The following is a 21,865-nucleotide window of genomic DNA, read 5'->3' as shown; positions in this document are numbered from 1 at the left end:
GTAAGGAATAATGCAGAATCTCGAGGGGCTTATGGTAGAAACAGGTCGAGTCATACAAAGGCGCTACCTGCTGCAACGTCTGGTGAAGCAGGGCCAGGTCTGTGCTGTTTATCAAGGATTCGACCAGGTATTGCAGCGTGTGGTTGCAGTCAAGGTTGCTCCCGCTGAACAGATTCCCACATATCGGGCCTCGCTCCGACTGACATCTCAGTTCTCACATCCTAATATCATTGGTGTGTATGATGTGATTCCTGAAGCTGATGGCCTCTATATTGTGCAGGAATATGTGGACGGCGATGATTTTGCTACGCTGCTCCAGGCTCAGCCATCTATCTACCAAATTGCTGACCTCGGTCGCCAGATCTGCCAGGCACTCATGTACGCCAATACCTCTTCACGCAAAGTCTGTCATGGAGATCTGACGCCCGCCACTATTTTACGTGATCGTCGTGGCAGTGTGCGCTTAAGCAATTTTGCCTCTCCTCCTGACATGGCTTACTTTAATGCCTGGAGCATTGTAGGGGCCGATGGAGTTGCCCTGCTCGATGCCGAGACCCCCTGGGGACAGATGAGCGAGAATCGGCTTGCAGATGACACACGCGCGGTTGGTATCCTGCTCTACCAGTTGCTCTCAGGCCGACCTCAGGGCGCGACCTCCGTTGAGCCGCCCACTGATGGCCGCCTGCGTTTCCACCGCAATGTGCCGCCTGAGGTCTGCGATGTGATTGCCCGGACGCTCATTCGCCAGCATCCTCAAAATATCGTGACCCCAGATGCCCTCTATAGCGAACTTAAAGCGATTGCCGACGCCCTGGAACCCTATGAACCCGTGTCCACCTTCAAGTCAGAGGATGTCTTAAAGCCACACCAGGTCTTGCCTACTGGCACTGGCAAGCTAAGCTCAGCCTCTGCTGGGGTCCGCCAGGAACGCTCACAGCCAGGCCTGCTCTCCAACTATCGCTCTGAGCCAGGCTCCCTGGCTGTTTCGGATGCTCCCCCGGCTGCTGCCGCCCTGGCAGATCCCCAGTTCGCCCAGTCTCCCATGACGGACCAGGCGCTTCCCTATCCCGAAGCCCAACAGGCTCCCAGCCGCGTGAATATGCCAGTCTTGATCGTCGCGGGTCTGCTACTATTCGCCCTATTTTTTGTCATCGGCTACTTCCTGGCCCAAATGGTATTAAAGTAAAGAAAAAGCGAGGGGCGCTATCTGCAGGATGGCGCCCCTCGCTTTTTCTTTATGTACCTACCTATTTGTTTTGCGCGGAGCCGTACATCATGTTTTCGCTGTTCCAGGCTTGACCAGTGTTGCCGTGTTTATCGACGACGATGACGCCCCCAGTCTCTTTTGTTTGAGTTCCCAGGAAGGCGATGACCTCGTCGGCCGCTTCCTGGGCCGTCTTGCCTGTGCCTACGGCATCTGCGATACGCCTGGCGATCGTTAGGCGCGTGAAGTCTTCTCCATAGCCTGTGCAGGATATGGCCGCGTTTGCGTCCGCGTAGAAGCCGCATCCGACCAGGGGCGAGTCTCCCACACGCCCGGGATGCTTGTTGATGATGCCACCTGTGGAGGTCGCGGCCGCGAGATGCCCATGGCTGTCGACGGCGACGGCGCCCACGGTTCCATGCTTTTTCTCCTCGAAAAGATCTTCGGCCTCGGTCGTATGCTGGGCCTGGGCTCGCTTCCAGTTGTTATACTGGCGCTCGGTGAGCAGGTCTTCAAGCTGGCAGAATGCGATACCCTGCTCTTCGGCGAAGAGGCTGGCCCCCCGGCCAATCAGCATGGCATGAGGACTCTGGAGGACCAGGCGTGCCAGGGCAATCGGGTTCTTCACCAGTTCAATGCCCGCAAGCGCGCCAACCTGAAGGGTATGTCCCTCCATGATGCCGGCATCCATCTCGATATTGCCCTCAGAGGTCAGGCAGGAGCCTGTGCCTGCGTTGAAGTTGGGGTTATCTTCCATTGCGCGCACAGCGGCCTCAACGGCATCCAGGGCCGTGCCCCCTTGCTCAAGAATGCGCATTCCGATCTGCGCCGCCTCGTTGCAGCCCGCCATACCGGTACCGATCCGCTCCGGGCTAATGGTTCCCGCCCCACCATGAACAACAATTGCTACTGACATGCTTGCTATCTCCAATATGTAAATAAGATAATTAGACGCTCATCCATTTTATCACGAAGCCATCAAGAGTTTGGGTGGCCCTCATCCTGCAACTCTGCGGTCAATTCCGTGAGCCAGGCCAGAAGCGAGCGCGTCTGATAGATACGGCTGCGTAGTACTACATGGGCTAAGAAGTGTTCTGGGGCCTGCCTATCATCGATGCTGGCCTGCTGGCGCAGCTCCAGGTGCTGAAGGAAGTGCTCACAAGCCTCGGCCTGGCGTTGTACGAGCGCGATGGTCTGCTCGGATGCGTATGGCCGCAGAAAATAGAGTTTGATCAAAAAGTGGATGCGAATATCGCGCGGCTTCTCCACTGGCTCTAGCAGCCAGGTATGAAAGAGCGCCTTCCCCTCCTCGCGCAAGTGATAGACCTTGCGCGGCGGACGGCTTCCCTGCTCCTTTACGGTGGCCTCGATATATCCCAGGCGCTCCAGTTTCTTGAGAAAGGCGTATAACTGGCTCATCTCAAGGTGGATAATTTCGCCCAGCGTGCCTCGCTCAAACTCCTGGAACATTTCATAGCCGTGCATTGGTCGCGCTTGCAAAAGCCCCAGCAGCGCGTATTCCGCCGGCTCACTGATCTGCATGCGTCTCATCCTCCCTCCAACAAGAAATAGCTAAGCTTGCTGCCCATTATAACATTATCATGCACATTATCCTTCCTTCGCGCCTGCGGTGAGCTTGTGAGCTGAGACGTTAGGGATGATTGTTGCGCCAAGGTAGCAAATATGCTACATTTCCAGTGCTCTATGAGCGGCAATATGCCATTTAATTATATTTTGGGGAGCATCTTTGTATTATGTCTCAGCCACCGATTGTGCTGGCCTTTATGCAGGCCAGGGAGCTGCGCGCGGCCTATAAAAGCGGCCAGGAGCAGACAAGCATTTCGCCTGACCTGGGCCTCTCGCATGTGACAGTTGAACTGTCAGATAGTGGAGTAGTCTTTCCTGGCGGAGTCCATCTACGTTGGACTCAGATTGAAAAGATTGCCGCCTCCGAGGTGAACTGCTTTGTGGTGGAAGAGAATGAGATCCGCTCCATCCAGTATTTCTCCGAGGATACCAACCGCATGTGTAGCCTGATGCCCACGCGTGGCGCGCCTACCATGCTAATTGCTGGCTTTACCATGCACCGCATTGTGGATATTGATCCCATGGAGGATACGCGCAAGAAGATGGCCACGTTGACGCCTGTGGTGGGGCGCGTGCTGGATACGGCGACCGGCCTGGGTTATACGGCGATTGCCGCCGCCAAAAGCGCCGAGCAGGTGACGACAATTGAGTTCGATCCCGGCGCGCAGCATATCGCGCGCCAGAATCCCTGGTCCCACGAACTCTTTGATAATCCGAAGATTCGCCAGGTGATGGGGGATGCCTACGAGGTCGTTCCGACCTTTGACGATAACAGCTTTGACCGCATCGTCCATGATCCCCCCGTCTTTAGCCTCGCGGGCCAGCTCTACTCAGCAGTCTTCTACCGCGAGCTTTACCGCGTGCTGAGAAAAGGCGGGCGGCTCTTCCATTACATTGGGAATCTAGAGAGCAAGTCGAGCGGGACTGTGGCCAAGGGCGCGTTTAAGCGCCTGCAAGAGGCTGGTTTTAAGCGCGTCATCAAGCGCCCTGAAGCCTTCGGCATCCTGGCGTATAAGTAAGAAGAGACAATCCGGAGATGGCGGACGCCATCTCCGGATTGTCTCTTCTTACTTATATTTATTTGTCGGCGAATTCGCAGATGGCGCGCACGCCGTACTCCACGTCCTCGTCGGAGGCGGCAAGCGAGATGCGTACAAACTCGGCTGAGGTGGCGCCAAAGCTGTTGCCGGGCGCGATCATGACGTTATATTCGCGCAGGAGGTCAAGGGCGAAATGGTTGTCCCGGCGCGAGACACGACCCGCCCGGTCGCGGACGTCGATCAGGGCGTAGAAGGCGCCATGGGGCGTGTAGATATAGCGATCATATTCTTTGAGTAGCCGCGTCGCCAGGTCGCGCCTGCGGCGATAAGCCTCGCGCATGGTGGTGACGCAGTCCTGTGGTCCCGTGAGCGCGGCGGCGGCGGCCCGCTGCCCAATCAAGCTCACGTTGGTGTGGCTACCGGCCAGGACCTCTGTGATGGACTTGATTAAGGCCTTGCTGGCCACAGCATAGCCCACGCGCCAGCCCGTCATGGCATAGGTCTTGGAGAAGGTATAGACCCCGATAAAGTGCCCCTGCTCTAGCTCTTCTGCACTCAGTAGTGTAGCGGGACTGACGTGCTCGCCCTCAAAGACGATCTGGTCATAGCATTCGTCCGAGAGGAGATAGAGGTCATGGCGCAAGGCGAAGGCCAGCAGATCAGCGATCAGTTCGCGGGGGAAGACCGCGCCTGTAGGGTTGCCCGGCGTATTGATGAGCAGCATGCGCGTGCGTGGTGTGACCAGTTGCTCCAGCTCGGCGACTGAGGGCAGCCATTCGTTGGCGGGATCAAGCCGGTAGGGAACGGCGGTCGCGCCACAGACCAGTAGCTGTGTGTAGTAGACTGGCCAGCAGGGATCAGGAATGAGCACCTCATCGCCAGGTCCCACGGTGGCGTGGAAGATAGATTGCAGAGCGTTGGTGCCGCCCATCGTGGCGACCACGTTCTCGATGCCGACATGATAGCCATTGACACGCCTGATCTTCTCCGCCAGCAGCTCACGGAACCAGGGCCAACCTGGAGGCGGACCGTAGGGAATGACCTCGCGTTCCAGAGCTTCAATGGCGGCCTTGCGGATGTGCGTGGGCGTGAGGAAATTTGGCTCCCCCATCTGGAGAGGGCGCGGGGGAGGAAGGGCCTCTCCGTGCTCATGGGCCTCGCGTTGTAGCTGGCGCGCATAGGCGCTTACCGCGCCGAAGCCGCCTGCTGGCTGGTTATAAATACTCTCTTTACCAATTTTCATGCATGGTGCCTCTCGAAAACCTGAGCGCGCAAGCGCTAGCCGCGAGAGCGGGCGCTGCGCCCCCGAATGGGGGTTGGTTTTTGTCTAAGGATATGTTCCTGAATGCTTCCTATCTACAAATGCGCTCTATCAGCCCGCTGAGCAGGGCGATACGCTCTGGTAGATACTCAAGTTCGACATACTCGTCCGGGTTATGTGCCAGGCCGCCACCTGCTCCCAGGCCATCGAGCGTGGGAACGCCTACAGGCGAGGTGTTGTTGGCGTCTGAAGCCCCGCCGCTGGCGACGTCATGGATCGCTATGCCCAGTTCTGCCCCGGCCTCCTGGGTCATACGGATCAGGGGTGCGTTGACCTCTGAATGCTCAAAGGGGAGGCTGCGCATCGAACCGCTTACCTGAGTTTGCGTCTCGGGAATATACTGCTGCCGTACGGCGCGCTGCATGGCTTCTTCGATTTCGTGAACGCCCCGCATGTTGCTGGCGCGTACGTCCATTTCACAATAGGCATAGTCTGGAATGACGTTCTTGCGGTCGCCACCCTGGATGCTGGTCACGTTGACTGAGACGCCAGGGAAACTCTCATGGAGCGCCTGCATGGCCTGGACCTGGTGCGAGAGCTCGATGATGGCGTTGCGGCCCTTTTCTGGCTCAACACCCGCGTGGGCTGAACGTCCCCAGACCTCGACACGATACAGTCCGGAGCTTTTGCGTGCCGAAACCACTGTCTCCAGGGTACGACCAGGTTCCAGCACCAGGGCTGCGTCCGACTTTCTTGCCCACTCTGTAATCAGCTCCTTGCTGGCGGGCGAGCCAATCTCCTCGTCGCTATTAAAGACAAAGGTGATGCTCTGATATGAATTCCAGCCCTCCTGGAGCAGCATGTCCACGCTATATATGCCCATAAGCAGGCCAACTTTCATGTCCAGTACACCAGGCCCCTTGGCGATCTCTCGGCCATCTAGCATGGTCTGGGTATAGGGCCGCTTCTCGGCCTCGCCATCGGGAAAAACCGTATCCATATGCCCGATCAAGAGCACGCGCGCCCCCTGGGGATTGCCTCCCTTGCGGGTCGCGATCAGGTGGTCTCCATACTCCTGCTGGGAATCAAATGAGGTGGAGAAGCCCAGGTCTGTGAAGCGCTTTTGTAGGTATGCGCCAACCAGATCTACGCCTGCTTTGTTATATGTTCCTGAATCGATATTGACGATGGCTTCCAGGTCTTTGAGCAGCTCGGGAAGTAGCTGCCGGGCCTGGTCAATGCGTGGGTGGTGCTCCCTCATGCGATGACTCCTTCTTCGCGTAAACGTTCTATCTCTTCGTTACTATATCCGGCCTCGCGCAAAATCACGCCGGTATGTTCGCCCAGTGTGGGCGGCGCGTAGCGCTGCTCAATCTGAACGCCCGAGAGGCGTGGAAAACTGAGCAGGGATTGAAAGCGCGCCCCGCCCTCGCCGTGTTGTAAGGCGACGCCCCTGGCCTGTATGTGGGGATCCTGTATGGCCTCCTCTGGCGTGTAGACTGGCCCGACACAGGCATCGATGTCGGCGAATTCCGCCAGCCACTCGTCACGCGCCTTCGTCTTAAAGATGTTTGCGAGTATTTCAACGGCCTGGTCGCGCTCCCCGCGTCCAACGGGCGAGTGAAACGGCAGGAGTTCGAGGTGCCCTATTCTGGTGCAGAAGGTATGCCAGAATTTGGGTTCCAGGGCCGCCAGGGTAATATGCTTGCCATCCTGCGTCTCGTAGATATTGTAGCAGGGAAGTCCACCATCGAGTGAGGAGTGACCAGGTATCGGCATCTTGCCCGTATTTAAATACGCCGTCATCGCCAGGGGCATGAGTGACATCACGCCCTCGGTCATAGCCACGTCGACAAAGCGGCCCTCGCCGCTGCTGGCGCGCCCCACCAGGGCGGTAAGAATACCCGTGGCCGCCATAAAGCTCCCGCCTGCCAGATCACCCATTTGCGTGGGAGGCATAAGCGGGCGCCCCGACTCATCGCGCTGGTAATGGAGCAGCCCGGCATAGCCTACATAGTTGAGGTCATGGCCCGCGCGCTGCTGATAGGGGCCATTCTGCCCATATCCACTGACCGCGCAGTAGATCAGGCCCGGTTGCTCCCGTTTCAGCCGCTCATAGCCCAGACCCAGGCGCTCCATGACACCAGGCCGAAAGCTTTCTAGCAGCACATCCGCCTCTTTGATCAGGTGCAGGAAGAGGTTTTTTCCCTGCTCACTTTTCAGGTTAAGGGCGATGCTCCGCTTGTTGCGATTGACCGCCATGAAATAGAGGCCCATGTTTCCAGGTCCATAAGGCGGCAGGCTGCGTGAGTAGTCGCCGCTCTCAGGATCTTCGACCTTGATCACATCGGCACCAAAGTCCGCTAGGATCTGGGAGGCATAGGCGCCCGGGAGGAGGCGAGACAGGTCTAGGACGCGTATCGATTGTAGAGGCAAGCCCATGATTCTCTCTCCTTTTTCTCTGCTCTCAGTATACCTCAGCCTGAGTGGTGTGTTTCCTAAAGAATGGTAAATCGTTGTGGGGACACCCCACGCCCCGGCAGGAGGGGAGCCCTCCTGCACCTCCCCATCCCTTATGGGTAATGGGTGTGGTGCATGCTGGTGGCCGCAGGCCACCAGCATGCACCACACCCATTACCCAGGCATTTATGCCGGGGCGGCGTTGCTCTCCTGGAGGCGAAACTGCGGGTTATAGTGTTTATCACAGCTGCTACAGGAGACTGGGCGGCTGTAGCGGCGGGTCCGCGGATACTGCTTGCCACAACTGGGGCATTCATAGATGTAGCGGATGGGGCGGCGTGCGCGGCGCATCTCTTCGCGGCGTTTGCTCTCTTCAAAGAGGAGCGCGCGTAACTCTTCCAACCCATAACCAGTCACAGCCGCCTCGTCGGCGGCGATTGAATCATAGCCGTGGTGCCGGTGTTTGCGGGGCGTGCCATTGACGCGATCCGCCAGGTGGATGAGTTCATGGGCGACCGTGACCTCGATTGATTTTGGTTGCAGATCTGGCTCAATAAAGATCAGGTGCCAATACTCCTTGCGCAAAGCCTGTGCCATAGTGACATAGCAATAGCAGCCCAGTGTCATGAGGTTGAGGCGTTTCCCGGTCCAGCGCATAAACTCCTGCCGATCCTGGGTAATAGCCAGGTGAGTCAACTCATGTTCGGGAAGTTGGAGCTTCTGCCAGTAGTGCTTGAGCCAGTGCTGTAAGGTCGTTCGATCTCCATAAATGCAGGGAGCACCCATCAATGTGGGGGGAACGGGAGCCATGCCTCGTCGCGTCCTCGTGTTTTTGCTCTTCTTTGTCGTGGCCATGTATCCTCAGGTGGTCTAGAGCCGCATTACTTACTGCCTGCTCAAGGTCATTTCGGGTTACACCAGAGTCTCTCATCCATACCAGGCGTTGAGTTTTTCGTCGGTGGAGAGATGAGAGTAGTGATAGAGAAGAATTCTTCTTTTCGCCTATTTTTGCGGAAGTACTGTTCAGTCCTTTTGAGTATACCAGTCATAATCTGCCATCGCAACTATTTTCTCTATTTTCCCCTGCTTGACACCGCTCCTTATCAGTCGTAAGATATTGATTACATATTTCATGGAACGTATACGTAAATCTCCGTATTGCTAAGGAGCCGTTCTATGGCATTGCAGATCTCTATTAAAACGCACCAATCATTGCAGCAGCTTGCAACGGAGATACGTGCGCTTCTTAATTTACCCCCCTTTACCGATAAATCTTTCGCGGGCTCACCCTATTGTCAGTTTGAGACGCTGGGTATGTTTGTGCTTGTGCAATGTACTGAAGAGGAGGAGCGGGATCCTGAAGTTATAGAGTATCCTTATTGCTTTAATATTCAGTTCTCGTTCAACGAACATACACTGGATACAGATGAAATGGAGTATAACTTGCAACCATACTATGCGCAGTTGCTGGCATTTCATCTCAACGTCGTAACCGCTTGCTATGAGAAGAAGCAAGTGGGGCGGCATTGGCAGGTGCGCTATCACTATTTCCATAAAAATCCTACCTGGGATGGTTCGATCCTTTATGGTGAAATAGGCTGGGAACCAGCCGTCATTGCCTCACCACCTACTCCCTGGCGTACGATGATGCCTTCTGCCTTCTCATAGTAGGGTCCATGCTGGCATGGACTCGCCCGGCCCGCAGGCCGATACCCAAATGCTGGGATAAGTCGCTTCGCTCGGAGTCCATGCCAGCATGGACCCTACATAGATAGAGCAAGCAAACCAGCTACGTTGGATTGGATTCGGCTCCGCCACTCAGTCCTGGATTGATATATTGATATATAGATGGGTCTATGTGTGACCTCAAGGTGCCTTCTGCCGTCTCCTGCACGATATAATCCACGACATCACACAGTTCCTGATGCTGACGATAGATCCGTCTCTGCCTCATCGCGCCATTGCCCTCACACAGAGTCTTCTGGACTAACGTCGAAACCTCTTGCCAGTCGTTAGATGCCTCCAGCGATGGGCGCAGGAAGGTCAGGAAGCGCTCAATCATGACTGGCGCGGGCACGGTCTCTTGCGCGTGCACATCCAGCAGGTCGCCCTCCAGGCCGTAGCGCGCGGCGCGCCAGTGGGCCATGCGTAAGAGTTCCATACGGATTGGCTCTGCTTGCTGGCCCTGGATCACCTGCTCGTGACAGGCGCGAATCAGGGCGCGTATGAGGGCAGTGGCCATGACCGCTTCATCAATAGTCAGGCAGACGTCCGCGATGCGTACCTCAATGGTAGGATAGCGTTCAGAGAGGCGAATATCCCAATAAATCTTGGTTGGATCATCGATACTGCGCGTCTTGACCAGGAGTTGGAGCAGATTATCATAATCTCGCAGCGAGGAGAAATGCTGTGGCAGGCCCGACTGTGGCCAGCGCCCCCAGTGGGGGATGCGATAGCTGGCATAGCCTGTATCCAGGCCGCACCAGAAGGGCGAGTTCGCGGTAAGCGCGATCAGCGGTGAAAGCCAGGTCCGAGCCTGGTTCATGATTTGGAGTCCAAGCTCGCGTTGACTGATGCCGACATGCACATGGCAGCCAAAGATGGCCTGTTCGCGTGCCAGCTGTTGGTAATCGCGTTCAAGAGCCAGGTAGCGAGCACGAGGCGTGAAGGGTTGCTCTTGCCAGAGGGAGAACGGGTGCGTCCCCGAAGAGGCAATGCGTTTATGAAAGACGTGGGCTGCGTCTATGACCGCGCTACGCAAACGCGTAAGCTGATTTCTGACTTCGGCCAGGCTCGCGCATACGGGAGTTGCGACCTCGACCTGTGACAGCTGAATTTCGAGTTGTACATCCTTGCCCAGTGTTTTTTGCGCTTCCTGCACAACTTCTTCCGCTATCGAATCCAGTTCTCGACTGGTCGGGTCGACAATTTGATACTCCTCCTCAACCCCCAGCGAGAATACTTCGGTAGTGGACATGGGTTTGTCTCCTTATGTGAAGGATGAAGTACGTTTCATTTTGGGGGATAGTGTTGTATTGAGTGGGGGTTGCGCTTCGCCCGTCCCCATTCAATACAACACCACCTTTCTCTTGTCGGTTTCTGGTGTTGCATGATAGAGTAGAAATACTACATACAAACTTTGAAGAAAGGGCAAGGTCGAGACTCTATGCTATCCGCGATAGTGTTAATCAATGTAGCGCGTGGGCAGGTCAATGAGACCGCGCAACGACTGTTAGAGATCAACGGCGTCTCTGATGTGTACTCTGTTACTGGCGAATATGACCTGGTCGCGTTGGTGCGTGTGACGCAGTACGATGATCTGTCAACGGTGGTGACGACGCATATGCAAAAGATCTCCTCTATCGAAAAGACCCATACGCTGATGGCCTTTAAGTGCTTTTCGCGCGCAGACCTGCAACAGGCCTGGGATATTGGTATCGAGTAAGGATAAGGGATCGTTGCATGCTTCTCTCTACCGCTCGTCTCCAACTGCGTGAATTCGAGGAGGACGATTGGCAGGCCGTACAGGCCTATCAGAACGATCTACTCTATCTGCGCTATACTCCCTGGACGTACCGCACAGAAGGGGATGCGCGCGATTTTGTGCAGATGTTTATTAACTGGCGTGAAGAGCGCCCTCGCTACCGCTACCAGTTCGCTGTGGTCTTGCCAGAGAGCAGTACACTGATCGGTAATGGCGGTATTCGCTCAACGCATGCGCAACCCTGGGAGGCCCATATCGGCTATGAATTGGCCTCCACACACTGGGGCCATGGCTATGCTACCGAGGTTGCGCGCGCGTTGCTCGACTTCGGTTTCAACGAGTTACGCCTGCATCGTATCTACGCGCAATGCGTCGTCGAAAACACTGCTTCAGCGCATGTCCTGGAAAAGATAGGCATGCGCCTGGAGGGGCACTTGCGCGAAAATGGCTGGATGCAAGAACGCTGGTGGGACACCCTCGTCTATGGCATTCTCGCCAGCGAATGGCGTGCTCAGCAAGCAAATGACTCTCTTTCCGTATAAGCGGCACCGGATATCCTACGCCGGGATATACTACGCATACTACGAGAACCCGTTGACAATGTTCAATAAGTGATAGGTCAGCCACCAGCCGTAGCCTAGCATGGCCACCATGGCCACATAGGCTACGGCTATTATGATTTTCGTGCGGCCACGAGCAGGGAGCACCCGGTAGGGTGGCTTGCGCATATTAACGACGGTTAAGGTCACGCTGACAATAACTAGTACCAGGGTAATCAGGCTAAAGACGCTCTCCAGGGGCGACCTGGTCGAAAATGAATCAAAGAGTAAGAATATACCCAGGGGAATGCCCAGCAAGAAGAGCCACTTCGAGATCAGCGGCGCGACCCGCCCTCCGTCCAGCGGGTGCAGAGGCAAGAGGTTGAGTAGATTCAGATAGAAGCCAACATTTGCCAGTACCAGCCAGAAGTGTCCCCCATCGAGCAGAAAACAGAGCCGGGGGATCAGCGTATTGATACTCGTAAAGACAGGACCGTAGCAACTACGCGCGCTCACATACCATGATATTCCATAGCAGAAAATAGCTCCCAGCCCTCCCAGAAAGGGGCCTGCCAGTGCGACAAAGGTAATATCTGCGGGCTTGCGTAGCCTGGGCATGGCCACGAACGCGCCAATAAGCGGAATGAAATATGGCCCCCTTGCAGGTAATTTCTTGATGCGTAGCGCCAGCAGATGCCCCAGTTCATGGACCAGGAGCAGCAGCATAAAGGCAATCGCCAGAGGCCATGAGCGAAAGATCAAGCCCAGCACCAGGGTGCTAACGATCAGTGAGAGGATCGCAAGCGTTTGTTGGAGCCAGAAGCGCGCTTGAGGCGAGAGAGGACGTTTCTGCACTATTCTCCATTTCTCAAATTAGTTTAAATCAGCTTTTTGTGTTTATTCTCATTTAATTATAACCCGCTGACCCGGCAAAAAGTAAAGGTGTGTCGGTGTGGGTTTCGGGCATCCGCCCGAAACCCACACCGACACACCTTGATTCTATAAAGGGTATGCCACCGCCAGTAGCCGTGTACGCTAGTAGCGGGCTATAGCTCGATGGTGCGCTTCTGCTCGACTGATTGGTAGGCGCCGAGAATGATCTTGAGGACGTTGATGCCATCCTCGTGGTTGTTGATGGGGCGGCGCTGCTCTTGCAGGCATTTGACGAAGTCGGCGATCTCCGCGTCGAAGGTATTGATGCCCGAGAGTTTCACCGTGTTCACCACAGGTGGTTCGCTCATACGCATCTTGTAGGTGATGTCGCTACCCTTGCTATAGGCATAGCCGCGCTGACCGACGATGCCAAATTTCTCCGTATTGTCGCCTGGCTCATAGGCCCAGCTGGTGACGATGTTGCCGACCACACCATTCTCAAAGCGGACCAGGACTTGGGCCGAGTCCTCACCATCCATAAAACTTAGGCGATGGTTGCTCGTCATAGCGGTGACCTCGACGGGCTTGCTATCCGCCAGGTAGAGTAAGAGATAGGAGGGATGATAGCCCGTATCGATCAATTCACCACCACCAATGAACTGGCGCTGACCACGCCAGCCAATGGTCTTGGGATCAAAGGTGTGATAGAACGAATCTGTGGTGCGGATTTCATAGATATCGCCAATCGTACCACCAGCGATCAGGCGCTTGGCGTACTGGACCGCAGGGATGTAGAGCTGGTTGTGCGCGCACATCAGCGTGACCCCATTGGCCTCTACGGCCTGGCGGATCTCGTCGGCCTCTTGTAGCGAGAGACAGAGCGGCTTCTCGCAGAGAATGTGCTTGCCTGCCTGCGCGGCAGCAATGATCGCGCCTTTATGCAGGTGGTGGGGCAGGCAGATGTCTACAGCATCGATGTCTGCCTCCTGGAGCATTTTGCCCATATCGGTATAGACATCGGCTCCGCCAGCCTCCTCAGCGCGAATACGTGCGCTTTCCTCTACGACATCACAGACTGCCGTTATTTTCGCGTCAGTCAATTTATTATAGCCACCGACGTGAACGGCGGCGATACCACCACAGCCGATTAGTCCAACTTTAATCGTCATTTTTTCCTCTCCTTAGAAGAATGAACCTTATGAATGCCATGCACAATTTTTTTGGGGTCATGTATGTGATGTGAATTGGCGGCCCAAGGCCGCCAATTCACATCACATACACTAAACTCCTTACAACGGATGAGCGCGCAAAATTAACAGGGGTCGTGGTACCCATTAGCCAACGTTTGCTGTTGGCGCTGGCGGTACTGGGCCGGTGTCATACCCAGGCGCTTCTTAAAAACGTAGTGCAGGTAGCTACCGCTTGAGAAGCCGTGGTTGTATGCTAGCTGCTCAATCGTCTGCTCAGAGTGTGTCAGGGCCTGGCACAATTGCGCCAGGCGATAGCGCTCCAGGTAGCCGCTGAAGGTCTCGTTAGCATACTGGTCTAGAATGCGCTGCAGCTGGCGTCCACAGATATGCAGGCTCTCCGCGACCTCGCTGAGCGTCAGGGGGCGCGCATAGTTGTCGCGTATATACTGTGTCGCGAGCTGATAGCGATACGTGTTCATATCGCGTGAAGGGAGCGACGGTTGATGTTGCGACGTATGCTGGACGCGTGCTGTGCGTAGCAAGATTTGAATGATGGATTGACGAATCGTGGTAAAGGCACCAAATTCGCCTTCCTGCCATGCCTGGTAGGCCGTAAGAAACCAGTTCATGGCACTATACTGGTCAAGCACTGGCCTGGCCTCCATAGTGCTTAGCTGCTGGATACAGGCATCGGCTTCCACAATCTCCCATTGCTCACCCCATTCCATGCTGGTGTCTGGCTCCTCCAGGGGCACGATGTCCAGGTGCAGGCAGAGTTCATACATGGCCTCACGAGGTCCCGCCTCCTGCTGGTGAAGTACCTGTGGCCCGGTAAGGTAGAACATCCCTGCGTGCAGGGGATAGCTTCCATCCTCCAGGATTAAGCGCCCCTGTCCGCGCGGAATGAAGTGAAACTCGTAGTTATGGTGCTTGTGATAGGGAATAACATGCCCCGCCTGAAAGGCGATAAGGTGACAACGGAGTATACGAATGCCATAATGACCCCAGCGGAAGCTGATATCAAGCCGGTCAAGCGCATCAGGTTCCGCCTGCATGGGCGCAAAGAGAAAAGGACCGCCCTGCTTGCGCAAGGCCTGGATGGTACCTCGGTCCAGTTCTCGAGCCGCTTTTGCCACGAAAGCCTCCTCCTGCTCTGCGAATCTGTCAGCCCTCAAAAGGCGCGCCGGATCGGTCATGGTTTTGCTGACCACTCACCACCAGCGCGCTTTGCGTCTAGTGTGTCAGCTCGGAAATTTTGATGGCGTGCCCCTCTTGCGCGGAGCGATTGGCCGCCTCCATCAGCGTTGTCAGGTCAATGGCTGCTTGAATGTTCTCGGAGGCGAGCGTGTCTTCCTCGATATGTTTGACCCATTGCTGGAAGGGCAGTGGGGTGTCCTCGGGCAGGTCTGTGATCGTATTCCACTGCTGACCCTCTGCAAAGAGGCGGCTACGAATCTGGAGCTGCTCCTCAGGCGTGCCAAAGAGCAGGCTGCCCTCCGTCCCATGCAACTCGATGGTGAAGGGCGAGTGCGGATTGACAAAGCCCGCCTCGACAACACCAATCGCTCCGTTCGCGTAGTGGAGCGAGACCAGCGCGTTATCCTCGACCTCTTTCCCGGTCACATAGCCGTAGTTGGCGCTGACGCTCTCGGGCATGCCCAGGAAGAGACGCGTCAGATACATAGGGTGGCATCCCAGGTCGATCATGGCTCCGCCACCACATAGCTCTTTATTGAAGAAGTGTTCAGGCAACCAGCCGAGAGGTGAACGCTCGTTGGGGAGTGCTCCGTTGTGTGAGAGGCGTACACGTGCCAGGGTCAACTGCCCAAAAGCGTTGCGCTGGATGAGGCTCTGGATGGCCTGGGTATATCCTGCGCTAAGGCGTGGGAGGGAGACCGTGAGCTTGACAGAGGCCTCTTCAACTGCCTTAATGATAGCGTTACACTCGTGAAGCGTGGGCGCAATGACCTTTTCGGTAAAAATATGCTTGCCCGCGCGTGCCGCGGCCAGGAACACCTCATGATGCATGCTGGTCGGGGTATCGACGATGATGGCATCGATATCGGGCTGGCTCAGTAGCTCATTGAGATTCTCATAGAAAGGGACGCTTAACTCTGTTGCCCAACGACGCCCTCGTTGGACATCTTCGTCCCAGACCGCGACTATTTGTGTTGATGGATGCTGCTGGGCTTGGCGCTTATAGTCATTTGCATGCACATGCCAGAAGCTGACCATGGCAACTCGAATCATAAATCTGCGTTTCCTTTCAATGTATGAAGTGGCGCGCTTAGTGATATGTAATATGTAGGGTCCATGCTGGCATGGACTCTTACGCGACCCACGTGGGCTGTGTCCTCTATCGGCTACATTTTCACTGGGCGAGGTTTTAAGTCCATGCCAGCATGGACCCTACACACTAGATCGCAAGCCCCACCAATCTGCGAAATTGCGACCGAGCACAATGCGTCTCTATTCATTGTAATCTCTGGTACTGAAGAATGACAATGCGCCCACGCGACAAAGTCGCTCTATGCCCTGCGAAATTGCGACAATTTGGGACGAGGTGAGGAGAGTAACGCACATCAATAGGAAAAAATTCTAAAATCCCAAAGTGGGCGTCACAAAATGCCATGAAAGCGCGTCTTACTATATAGATGCATTGATAGCGCCATATGCAAGTCCTTTCGGGTAGGGAGTGTAATGGGTGCAAGTAGCCGCGTACGCAAGGGCGTAGCCCCAGTAGCCACGTACGTAAGTAGCGGGCTACTGCATCTTACCACTCACCAGGGAGTGAGACGTTACGCCAAAAAGGTGCACACCGGGTGTGCGTAATAAGAGAAAAAAGAGGGACCACGACTCATGTTGATATCTTGCCCTCATTGCGCCGCGCAATTGCAGGAGGATGCTATCTTTTGCCCCTCATGTGGCGGCTCCGTGGTTCCTTGTGAGCATATATGCCCGGAAGACCAGGCGCAAACCATCCCACTGTACGAACATCTCCATCCCGCTTTGAGGGCTGTGAGCAGCCCTTTTGCGTCTCTTGAAAGCGATGAGGCGGTTACTCTTCAGGGCTCACTTCAGGATGCGTACCACCATGTGCCTCGTATCCAGGTTCAGTCGGAAGATGAAGAGCAGCCAGGACTTTCAGAGACCTCTATCCTGGTGCCTGAGAGCTATGCTAGCACCTGGTATAAAGAGGTGCGTAATGCGATTGCACACGTTGAATCCTCCGTGCCTCCTAAGCTACGAACCGCGACACGACGGTCTATCTCACCGACGCTCTTCTTCTGGTTCTCCTGCCTGGTCATGGTTGTACTGGTCGCGGGAGGCAGTTTTGGTGTCTTCTCCGCCTTTGGCGCAGGTCCCATGCGGATGACGCTCCAGATCTCACCTGGCACGGTTACTGCTGGCGCGACGCTGACGCTACATGGGTCGCATTTCTCGCCCGGGAGCCAGGTTGGCCTCTCTCGTGACCATGGCTTCCCTGTTGTGGATACCGTGGGTAATGCTATCATTCGGGCTGATCAGCAGGGAAATTTTACGGATACGGTGGTTGCCTTGAGCGAGTGGTCTCAGGGCTGGCATACGTTACGTGCCGAGGATGCGCAGACGCATACATTTGCCACCTTCTCTCTTTTGGTAAAGGGGAAAGGTGGTGTGCTACGCCCGGCACACCTGCACCTCTCCAGTGAGGCCTTTGATTTTGGTACTGGCGACACCATTACCAACGGGGTGAAAACGCTGACTCTCTCAAACACGGGCAGTGGAGCGATTAACTGGCAGGCAAAATCCGACCAGGACTGGCTCAAGATTAGTCCGGCGCGCGGGACGTTCATCAGTGGACAGAGTATACGCCTCTTTATCGCAATTGATCGCTCACATATGCAGCCTGGAGCCTACAACGGGCATGTCGCCTTTACCTCGGATGCGGGCAACAATGGATTGACGACCCGGATGCGCGTCGTCTCCTCGCCGTTTTTCTCGTCTGGTGCACTGAGCGTCAGTCCTCCTGTGCTTTCCTTCCTGGCAGCCGATGGGGATAGCTCACCTTCCCCACAGGATGTTACTCTCTTGAATGCTGGAATCCGCTCACTGAACTGGAGCGCGGCCAGTGATGCCTCCTGGCTAAAAGCTGATCCAGCGACCCACACCCTGGTCCCAGGTGAACATGGGAACCTGCGCCTCTCAGTCGATACACACGCTTTGTTGCCGGGGATCTATCAAGCAGCGGTGACTCTACGGGGGCAGGACTGGGATGGGCAGGATGTGCCTGGTAGCCCGCAAAAGCTTTTTGTGAGTGTGACCGTCACTCAGGGCTGTCTCTTGCAGGCCGCTCCCACCAGTCTTACATTTACAGGGACCTATCAAGGAGCACTGCCCCAGGCGCAATCTCTTAAGCTTGGAGGCACAAAGGGTTGTAGTGGTCCCGTGAATTGGAGTGTCAAGAGCGATGCCAACTGGTTGCACCTCGATGCAGATCAGGGAACACTCCCCAGCACATTCCAGGTGAGTGTTGACCCCTCCGCGCTTGTGCCAGGTGACTATCATGCTACCCTTTTCTTTTCATCTCCCTCGGGAGTGCAGCCACTACCAGTCACCCTGTCATTACAAGCAGCCGTGCCTGTGCCTTCGATCACGCTCTCCAGAACTCGGGTCTCACTAACCACAATTCAGGGGCAGGCGACAGCGGTCGGACAAGATGTGGCTCTCGCGAATAACGGCACAGGCAGGCTGGTGTGGAAAGCCACAACCTCTACCTCCTCTGGCGGCTCCTGGTTGAGTGTCTCTCCCGCTGCGGGTTCCCTCAATCCAGGCAAGTCGCTGGCCTTGCACATCTCTGCCCAGCCCGCTGGAACTCTGGGGCCGGGGACGTATAATGGCTCTCTGAGCATCAAGAGCCTGGACGCGGTTGGCCATCCGGTTGCTGGAAGTGAGCGCGTGCTTCCAGTGAACCTGGTGATTCAACCACCAGCTACGTGCGATATCAGTGTGACGCCTGGAACGCTCTCTCTCTCCCTGCCCGCCAATCAGTCTACGCCGGTTGAGCGTTCCATCACACTACAAGAACCCGCCTCCTGCGCGCAGCCTCTCGCTTGGCAGGCCAGCGCGACCAGCGGCGGGAACTGGTTAAGCGTGAGTAAAAAAAGTGGTGGGCTGGATCCCGGTACCTCAACGATTCTTACCGTGAGCGCAAGCAGCATTAGCCTCTCACCCGGAGTCTACCAGGGTGCAGTCTCCCTCTCCAGCTTTGACGCGGATACTGGAACCACGACAGGCGCCCCCCATAGCATCACTGTGCGGTTGAACATCGTAGCGCCTTGCAGTATTCAGTCCGCGGCGCCAGCAAGCCTGGATCTATCTCCATCCATAACCACTGCACAATTTTCGCTCACAGTCGCGAACACCTGCCAGGAGAGTATCACCCTCATACCAGGAATTTCTTATAGTAATGGTTCGGGCTGGTTGAGTGTCACGCCGCAAACGGTCACTGTAGCACCAGGCGCGAGCGCAACCTTTACCGTGACCCTGGTGGATCCCACACTGAGCACGGGCACCTATAACGCGACAATTCAAGTGACTGCCACGCAAGGCGGGACCGCTATCGTAGGAGGCCCTCAGCCAGTCACCGTGACAGTGGAGGTGCCTGCCATCTCTACGCCTGGAGGTACACCTACCCCCTGAAGTGGCCCGACGCTGCTAAAGCACGCGTCTACATATAACGTGACGACATGCCCCGCAACGTTATATGTAGACGCGTGCTTTAGCAGCACTTTTCGGGGAGACACAGGCTTTTGGCGTAGGCGATCTGTCCCGCGTCATGGACCCAGTCCTCTTTGCCATCCTCGTCTGTCTCAATGGGCGTCTCCATAAGTACGTCTACATGTGAGAGGCGAGGATCAGTGAGCAGGGCGCGCAGGCCAGTGGGATGAATAATGCCTTCACCCAGGCGTGTATGCACATCTCTATGGCTGCCCAGGGCCATCGCGGTATCATTAAGGTGTAGCACCTTGAGGCGTGCTAGCCCAACAGTGTCATCAAAATGCTGGAGCACCTGCTGCGCGGCCTGGGGGGTACTTATGTCGTGCCCCGCGCCCCAGAGGTGGGCCGTATCCAGGCAGACGCCGAGGCGCTGCCTATACTGTGGGAGATGCGCGAGAACAGTGGCCAGGTGTTCAAAGCTATGCCCCAGGGCGTTGCCAGCTCCAACATCGTTTTCGAGGAGTAGCATGACCTCGGCGGGACTCTGGTCCATGACACGCTCAATGCCCTGTGCGATGCGCGCCAGACCTGTGGGCACGCCCGCACCCCGGTGACTCCCGGTATGGAAAACGACATAGGATGCTCCGAGCTGCGCGCCTCGCTGAAGTGTGCCAGCCAATAGGAGAATAGACTTTTCCCAGATGGTGGCGTCGAGCGTGCCCAGGTTAATTAAATAGGGTGCGTGGAGCACAATGGGGTTCAGTTCCTGCTCGCGTGCCGCCATGGCAAAGGCCTGGCCACTCTTCTCATCGAGAACTGGCAGCTTCCAACCAGTGGGATTGCTGGCAAAGACCTGGATGGCCTGGCAACCAATCTGCCGGGCGGTCTCAATAGCCTTCAGAGGCTTGGAGCCTGTGGGCATATGTCGTCCAATACGCATGTTATCCTTTTCCTCGCGATCCGCCGCAAAATAAATAAATCAGGCGCCAGCTTAGTCTGTGCCCTGGGGCACCTGAAACGTAGGGAGATTTGGCTGGCTGGCGGCGGAGTTCTGGCCAGGTTGGCTACTCTCGCCGTTGGGCATACTTTGTTCCGTCGTCTCAGTTGGCACGGTACGCATCTGCTGGGTTGCCAGGTCGATATGTGGCAACTCCTCCAGGCTGGTCAGGCCGAATTGCTGTAGAAACTCGGCGGTGGTTGCGAAGAGCGCCGGACGTCCCACTGTTTGGGCGCGACCGACTTCAGCCACCAGCCCGTGTTGCAGCAGGCTTGCCAGCGCACGGTCGCTGTTCACGCCGCGCACGGCTTCAATCTGGCTGCGCGTCATGGGCTGGCGGTAAGCTATGACCGCTAACGTTTCCAGGGCTGCATTCGTCAGCTTAGCGCTCATGGGAAGCCCCAGCAGGGCCGCAACATAATGCGCATTCTCTGGCGCGGTGACAAGCTGCACCTGTTCACCCAGCTGTTGGAGGCGAATCCCTCGCTGTCCATTCTGAAGCGTAGACTCCAGCGCCCTGATGCCGGGCTCCAATTGCTCATTCCCGACACCCAGCAACTTGCGCAGCTCCGCACGTTCTAAAGGGCGTCCAGAGACGAAGAGCAGGCTTTCGATAGCTGCCCCCAACTGGTGTGCCTCGGGCGCCAAAACTGGCCCCTGGGCGCTTATGGCCCTCTCAAGCGATGGTTCGAGCTTGTTCTCTTGCATAGTGAGAAAAGTATAACACAATCACCAGAAAATTCTTCTTCTTTCTCTATCTAATAGCCAACTAGCCACCATGCCTGTCCCTCTGAACAATCATTACATGAAGAACACCTGAGTTTGAAGGTCGTTTCATATCGTCCATGTTCTGATTGCATTTTATGCAAAATATATAGATAAAGTAACATGTTTGCATATAATTACAATTAAAATATATTAATCTACGATATTTTAGTGTAAAAATATATTGACTTTAAAAATATACTCTGATAAAGTATTGACAACGGGAAGATAAAACCGTTAATGGCCAATATAAAAGTCGCAAGGCCAGAATACTATAGAAGATACGTAGTAAGGAGAATATTCAAAATGGCAGGTGTAAATCTGGATCTCGAAAGCCTTAGTGTCCTGATTTCTAATCTGAGCAACATTCAGGCTAACCTGACAAATGTCTTGAAGGACTTTCATGTAGCGAACAACCTCTTGAACAACTCTTTCAATGGCAACCAGATTGCGAACTTTCAGGATTCACTGAATAGCTGGACTACCAACGTCGCCAACATCACCGATCAGATGGGGCGCTACAACGGTGCTTTGCAGAATATGCTGGATGACAGCAGCAGCCACATAAGCCGCCTCAACGGCATGCACTAATTTCCTGAACCGGCAGGATACATACACAACTATTGTGTATTTGAGAGGTGACCATGTAAAGATAAAGGGTCACACAATGTGATGGGTTTGTATAGGCCCAATCCCTTGTCAGGGTCATATACAAACCTCCCACATCCGGTACCGAGGGCGTTTGCGCCTGGCTGCCGATCCCAC

At 55.6% G+C, this 21,865-nt stretch carries 20 protein-coding genes; 7 read left to right on the top strand and 13 right to left on the bottom strand.

Features of this window, described 5'->3' with window-relative positions:
- The first annotated feature begins 10 nt into the window (after positions 1-10).
- Positions 11-1,186, top strand: a complete 1,176-nt coding sequence (locus JMJ04_RS08220) for a protein kinase domain-containing protein (protein ID WP_201370033.1) — start codon at positions 11-13, stop codon at positions 1,184-1,186.
- 61 nt (positions 1,187-1,247) lie between these two features.
- Here the strand turns inward: JMJ04_RS08220 and JMJ04_RS08215 are convergent, their stop codons facing one another.
- On the bottom strand, positions 1,248-2,120 hold the full coding sequence (locus JMJ04_RS08215) for an isoaspartyl peptidase/L-asparaginase family protein (protein ID WP_201370032.1): 873 nt from the start codon (positions 2,118-2,120) through the stop codon (positions 1,248-1,250).
- Positions 2,121-2,182: 62 nt separating this feature from the next.
- A complete protein-coding gene (locus JMJ04_RS08210; RefSeq protein ID WP_201370031.1) occupies positions 2,183-2,746 on the bottom strand; it encodes a PadR family transcriptional regulator in 564 nt (187 codons plus the stop codon).
- Between the two features lie 212 nt (positions 2,747-2,958).
- Between JMJ04_RS08210 and JMJ04_RS08205 the strand changes: the two genes are divergently transcribed.
- On the top strand, positions 2,959-3,810 hold the full coding sequence (locus JMJ04_RS08205; RefSeq protein WP_201370030.1) for a class I SAM-dependent methyltransferase: 852 nt from the start codon (positions 2,959-2,961) through the stop codon (positions 3,808-3,810).
- Positions 3,811-3,868: 58 nt separating this feature from the next.
- Here JMJ04_RS08205 and JMJ04_RS08200 read toward each other — a convergent pair whose 3' ends face one another.
- From JMJ04_RS08200 to JMJ04_RS08185, 4 genes are all read right to left on the bottom strand, one after another.
- Positions 3,869-5,074, bottom strand: a complete 1,206-nt coding sequence (locus JMJ04_RS08200) for a pyridoxal phosphate-dependent aminotransferase (RefSeq protein WP_201370029.1) — start codon at positions 5,072-5,074, stop codon at positions 3,869-3,871.
- A gap of 109 nt (positions 5,075-5,183) precedes the next feature.
- Entirely contained in the window at positions 5,184-6,353 is a 1,170-nt protein-coding gene (locus tag JMJ04_RS08195; RefSeq protein WP_201370028.1) for a M20 family metallopeptidase, read from the bottom strand.
- Complete coding sequence (locus tag JMJ04_RS08190) at positions 6,350-7,534, bottom strand: CaiB/BaiF CoA transferase family protein (protein WP_201370027.1); 1,185 nt, start codon at positions 7,532-7,534, stop codon at positions 6,350-6,352. The genes JMJ04_RS08195 and JMJ04_RS08190 overlap by 4 nt, the downstream gene beginning before the upstream one ends.
- A gap of 204 nt (positions 7,535-7,738) precedes the next feature.
- On the bottom strand, positions 7,739-8,362 hold the full coding sequence (locus JMJ04_RS08185) for a hypothetical protein (RefSeq protein ID WP_201370026.1): 624 nt from the start codon (positions 8,360-8,362) through the stop codon (positions 7,739-7,741).
- Between the two features lie 366 nt (positions 8,363-8,728).
- On the opposite strand from JMJ04_RS08185, the gene JMJ04_RS08180 reads away from it, so the two are divergent.
- Entirely contained in the window at positions 8,729-9,220 is a 492-nt protein-coding gene (locus JMJ04_RS08180; RefSeq protein ID WP_201370025.1) for a hypothetical protein, read from the top strand.
- Between the two features lie 121 nt (positions 9,221-9,341).
- On the opposite strand, the gene JMJ04_RS08175 is transcribed toward JMJ04_RS08180, so the two are convergent.
- A complete protein-coding gene (locus JMJ04_RS08175) occupies positions 9,342-10,529 on the bottom strand; it encodes a carboxylate-amine ligase (RefSeq protein WP_201370024.1) in 1,188 nt (395 codons plus the stop codon).
- Positions 10,530-10,718: 189 nt separating this feature from the next.
- On the opposite strand from JMJ04_RS08175, the gene JMJ04_RS08170 reads away from it, so the two are divergent.
- Positions 10,719-10,997 (top strand): Lrp/AsnC family transcriptional regulator, encoded by a 279-nt coding sequence (locus tag JMJ04_RS08170; RefSeq protein ID WP_201370023.1) that lies wholly within the window; start codon positions 10,719-10,721, stop codon positions 10,995-10,997.
- Positions 10,998-11,014: 17 nt separating this feature from the next.
- Positions 11,015-11,578 carry a GNAT family N-acetyltransferase gene (locus JMJ04_RS08165; RefSeq protein ID WP_201370022.1) on the top strand — a complete coding sequence of 188 codons (564 nt, stop codon included), beginning with the start codon at positions 11,015-11,017 and terminating at the stop codon, positions 11,576-11,578.
- A 39-nt stretch (positions 11,579-11,617) separates the two neighbouring features.
- On the opposite strand, the gene JMJ04_RS08160 is transcribed toward JMJ04_RS08165, so the two are convergent.
- From JMJ04_RS08160 to JMJ04_RS08145, 4 genes are all read right to left on the bottom strand, one after another.
- Positions 11,618-12,430, bottom strand: a complete 813-nt coding sequence (locus JMJ04_RS08160; protein ID WP_201370021.1) for a site-2 protease family protein — start codon at positions 12,428-12,430, stop codon at positions 11,618-11,620.
- Between the two features lie 191 nt (positions 12,431-12,621).
- Positions 12,622-13,617 carry a Gfo/Idh/MocA family protein gene (locus JMJ04_RS08155; protein WP_201370020.1) on the bottom strand — a complete coding sequence of 332 codons (996 nt, stop codon included), beginning with the start codon at positions 13,615-13,617 and terminating at the stop codon, positions 12,622-12,624.
- Between the two features lie 143 nt (positions 13,618-13,760).
- Positions 13,761-14,774: an AraC family transcriptional regulator gene (locus tag JMJ04_RS08150; protein WP_236037961.1), complete on the bottom strand. Its 1,014-nt coding sequence runs from the start codon at positions 14,772-14,774 to the stop codon at positions 13,761-13,763.
- A gap of 97 nt (positions 14,775-14,871) precedes the next feature.
- A complete protein-coding gene (locus JMJ04_RS08145) occupies positions 14,872-15,888 on the bottom strand; it encodes a Gfo/Idh/MocA family protein (RefSeq protein ID WP_201370019.1) in 1,017 nt (338 codons plus the stop codon).
- Between the two features lie 609 nt (positions 15,889-16,497).
- Here JMJ04_RS08145 and JMJ04_RS08140 point away from each other — a divergent pair.
- Positions 16,498-19,320 (top strand): BACON domain-containing protein, encoded by a 2,823-nt coding sequence (locus tag JMJ04_RS08140; protein ID WP_201372343.1) that lies wholly within the window; start codon positions 16,498-16,500, stop codon positions 19,318-19,320.
- Between the two features lie 79 nt (positions 19,321-19,399).
- Here JMJ04_RS08140 and JMJ04_RS08135 read toward each other — a convergent pair whose 3' ends face one another.
- Both JMJ04_RS08135 and scpB read right to left on the bottom strand, forming a co-directional pair.
- Positions 19,400-20,278: a deoxyribonuclease IV gene (locus JMJ04_RS08135; RefSeq protein WP_201370018.1), complete on the bottom strand. Its 879-nt coding sequence runs from the start codon at positions 20,276-20,278 to the stop codon at positions 19,400-19,402.
- A gap of 51 nt (positions 20,279-20,329) precedes the next feature.
- Entirely contained in the window at positions 20,330-21,064 is a 735-nt protein-coding gene (gene scpB, locus JMJ04_RS08130; RefSeq protein WP_201370017.1) for an SMC-Scp complex subunit ScpB, read from the bottom strand.
- 342 nt (positions 21,065-21,406) lie between these two features.
- Here scpB and JMJ04_RS08125 point away from each other — a divergent pair, with 342 nt between their 5' ends.
- Complete coding sequence (locus tag JMJ04_RS08125) at positions 21,407-21,691, top strand: hypothetical protein (protein WP_201370016.1); 285 nt, start codon at positions 21,407-21,409, stop codon at positions 21,689-21,691.
- Positions 21,692-21,865 lie beyond the last annotated feature (174 nt).

The sequence above is a fragment of the Ktedonobacter robiniae genome, assembly GCF_016587375.1.
Classification (GTDB): domain Bacteria; phylum Chloroflexota; class Ktedonobacteria; order Ktedonobacterales; family Ktedonobacteraceae; genus Ktedonobacter; species Ktedonobacter robiniae.
The sequence above is the reverse complement of the archived record's forward strand: the minus strand, read 5'-3'. Positions and strand labels throughout refer to the sequence as shown.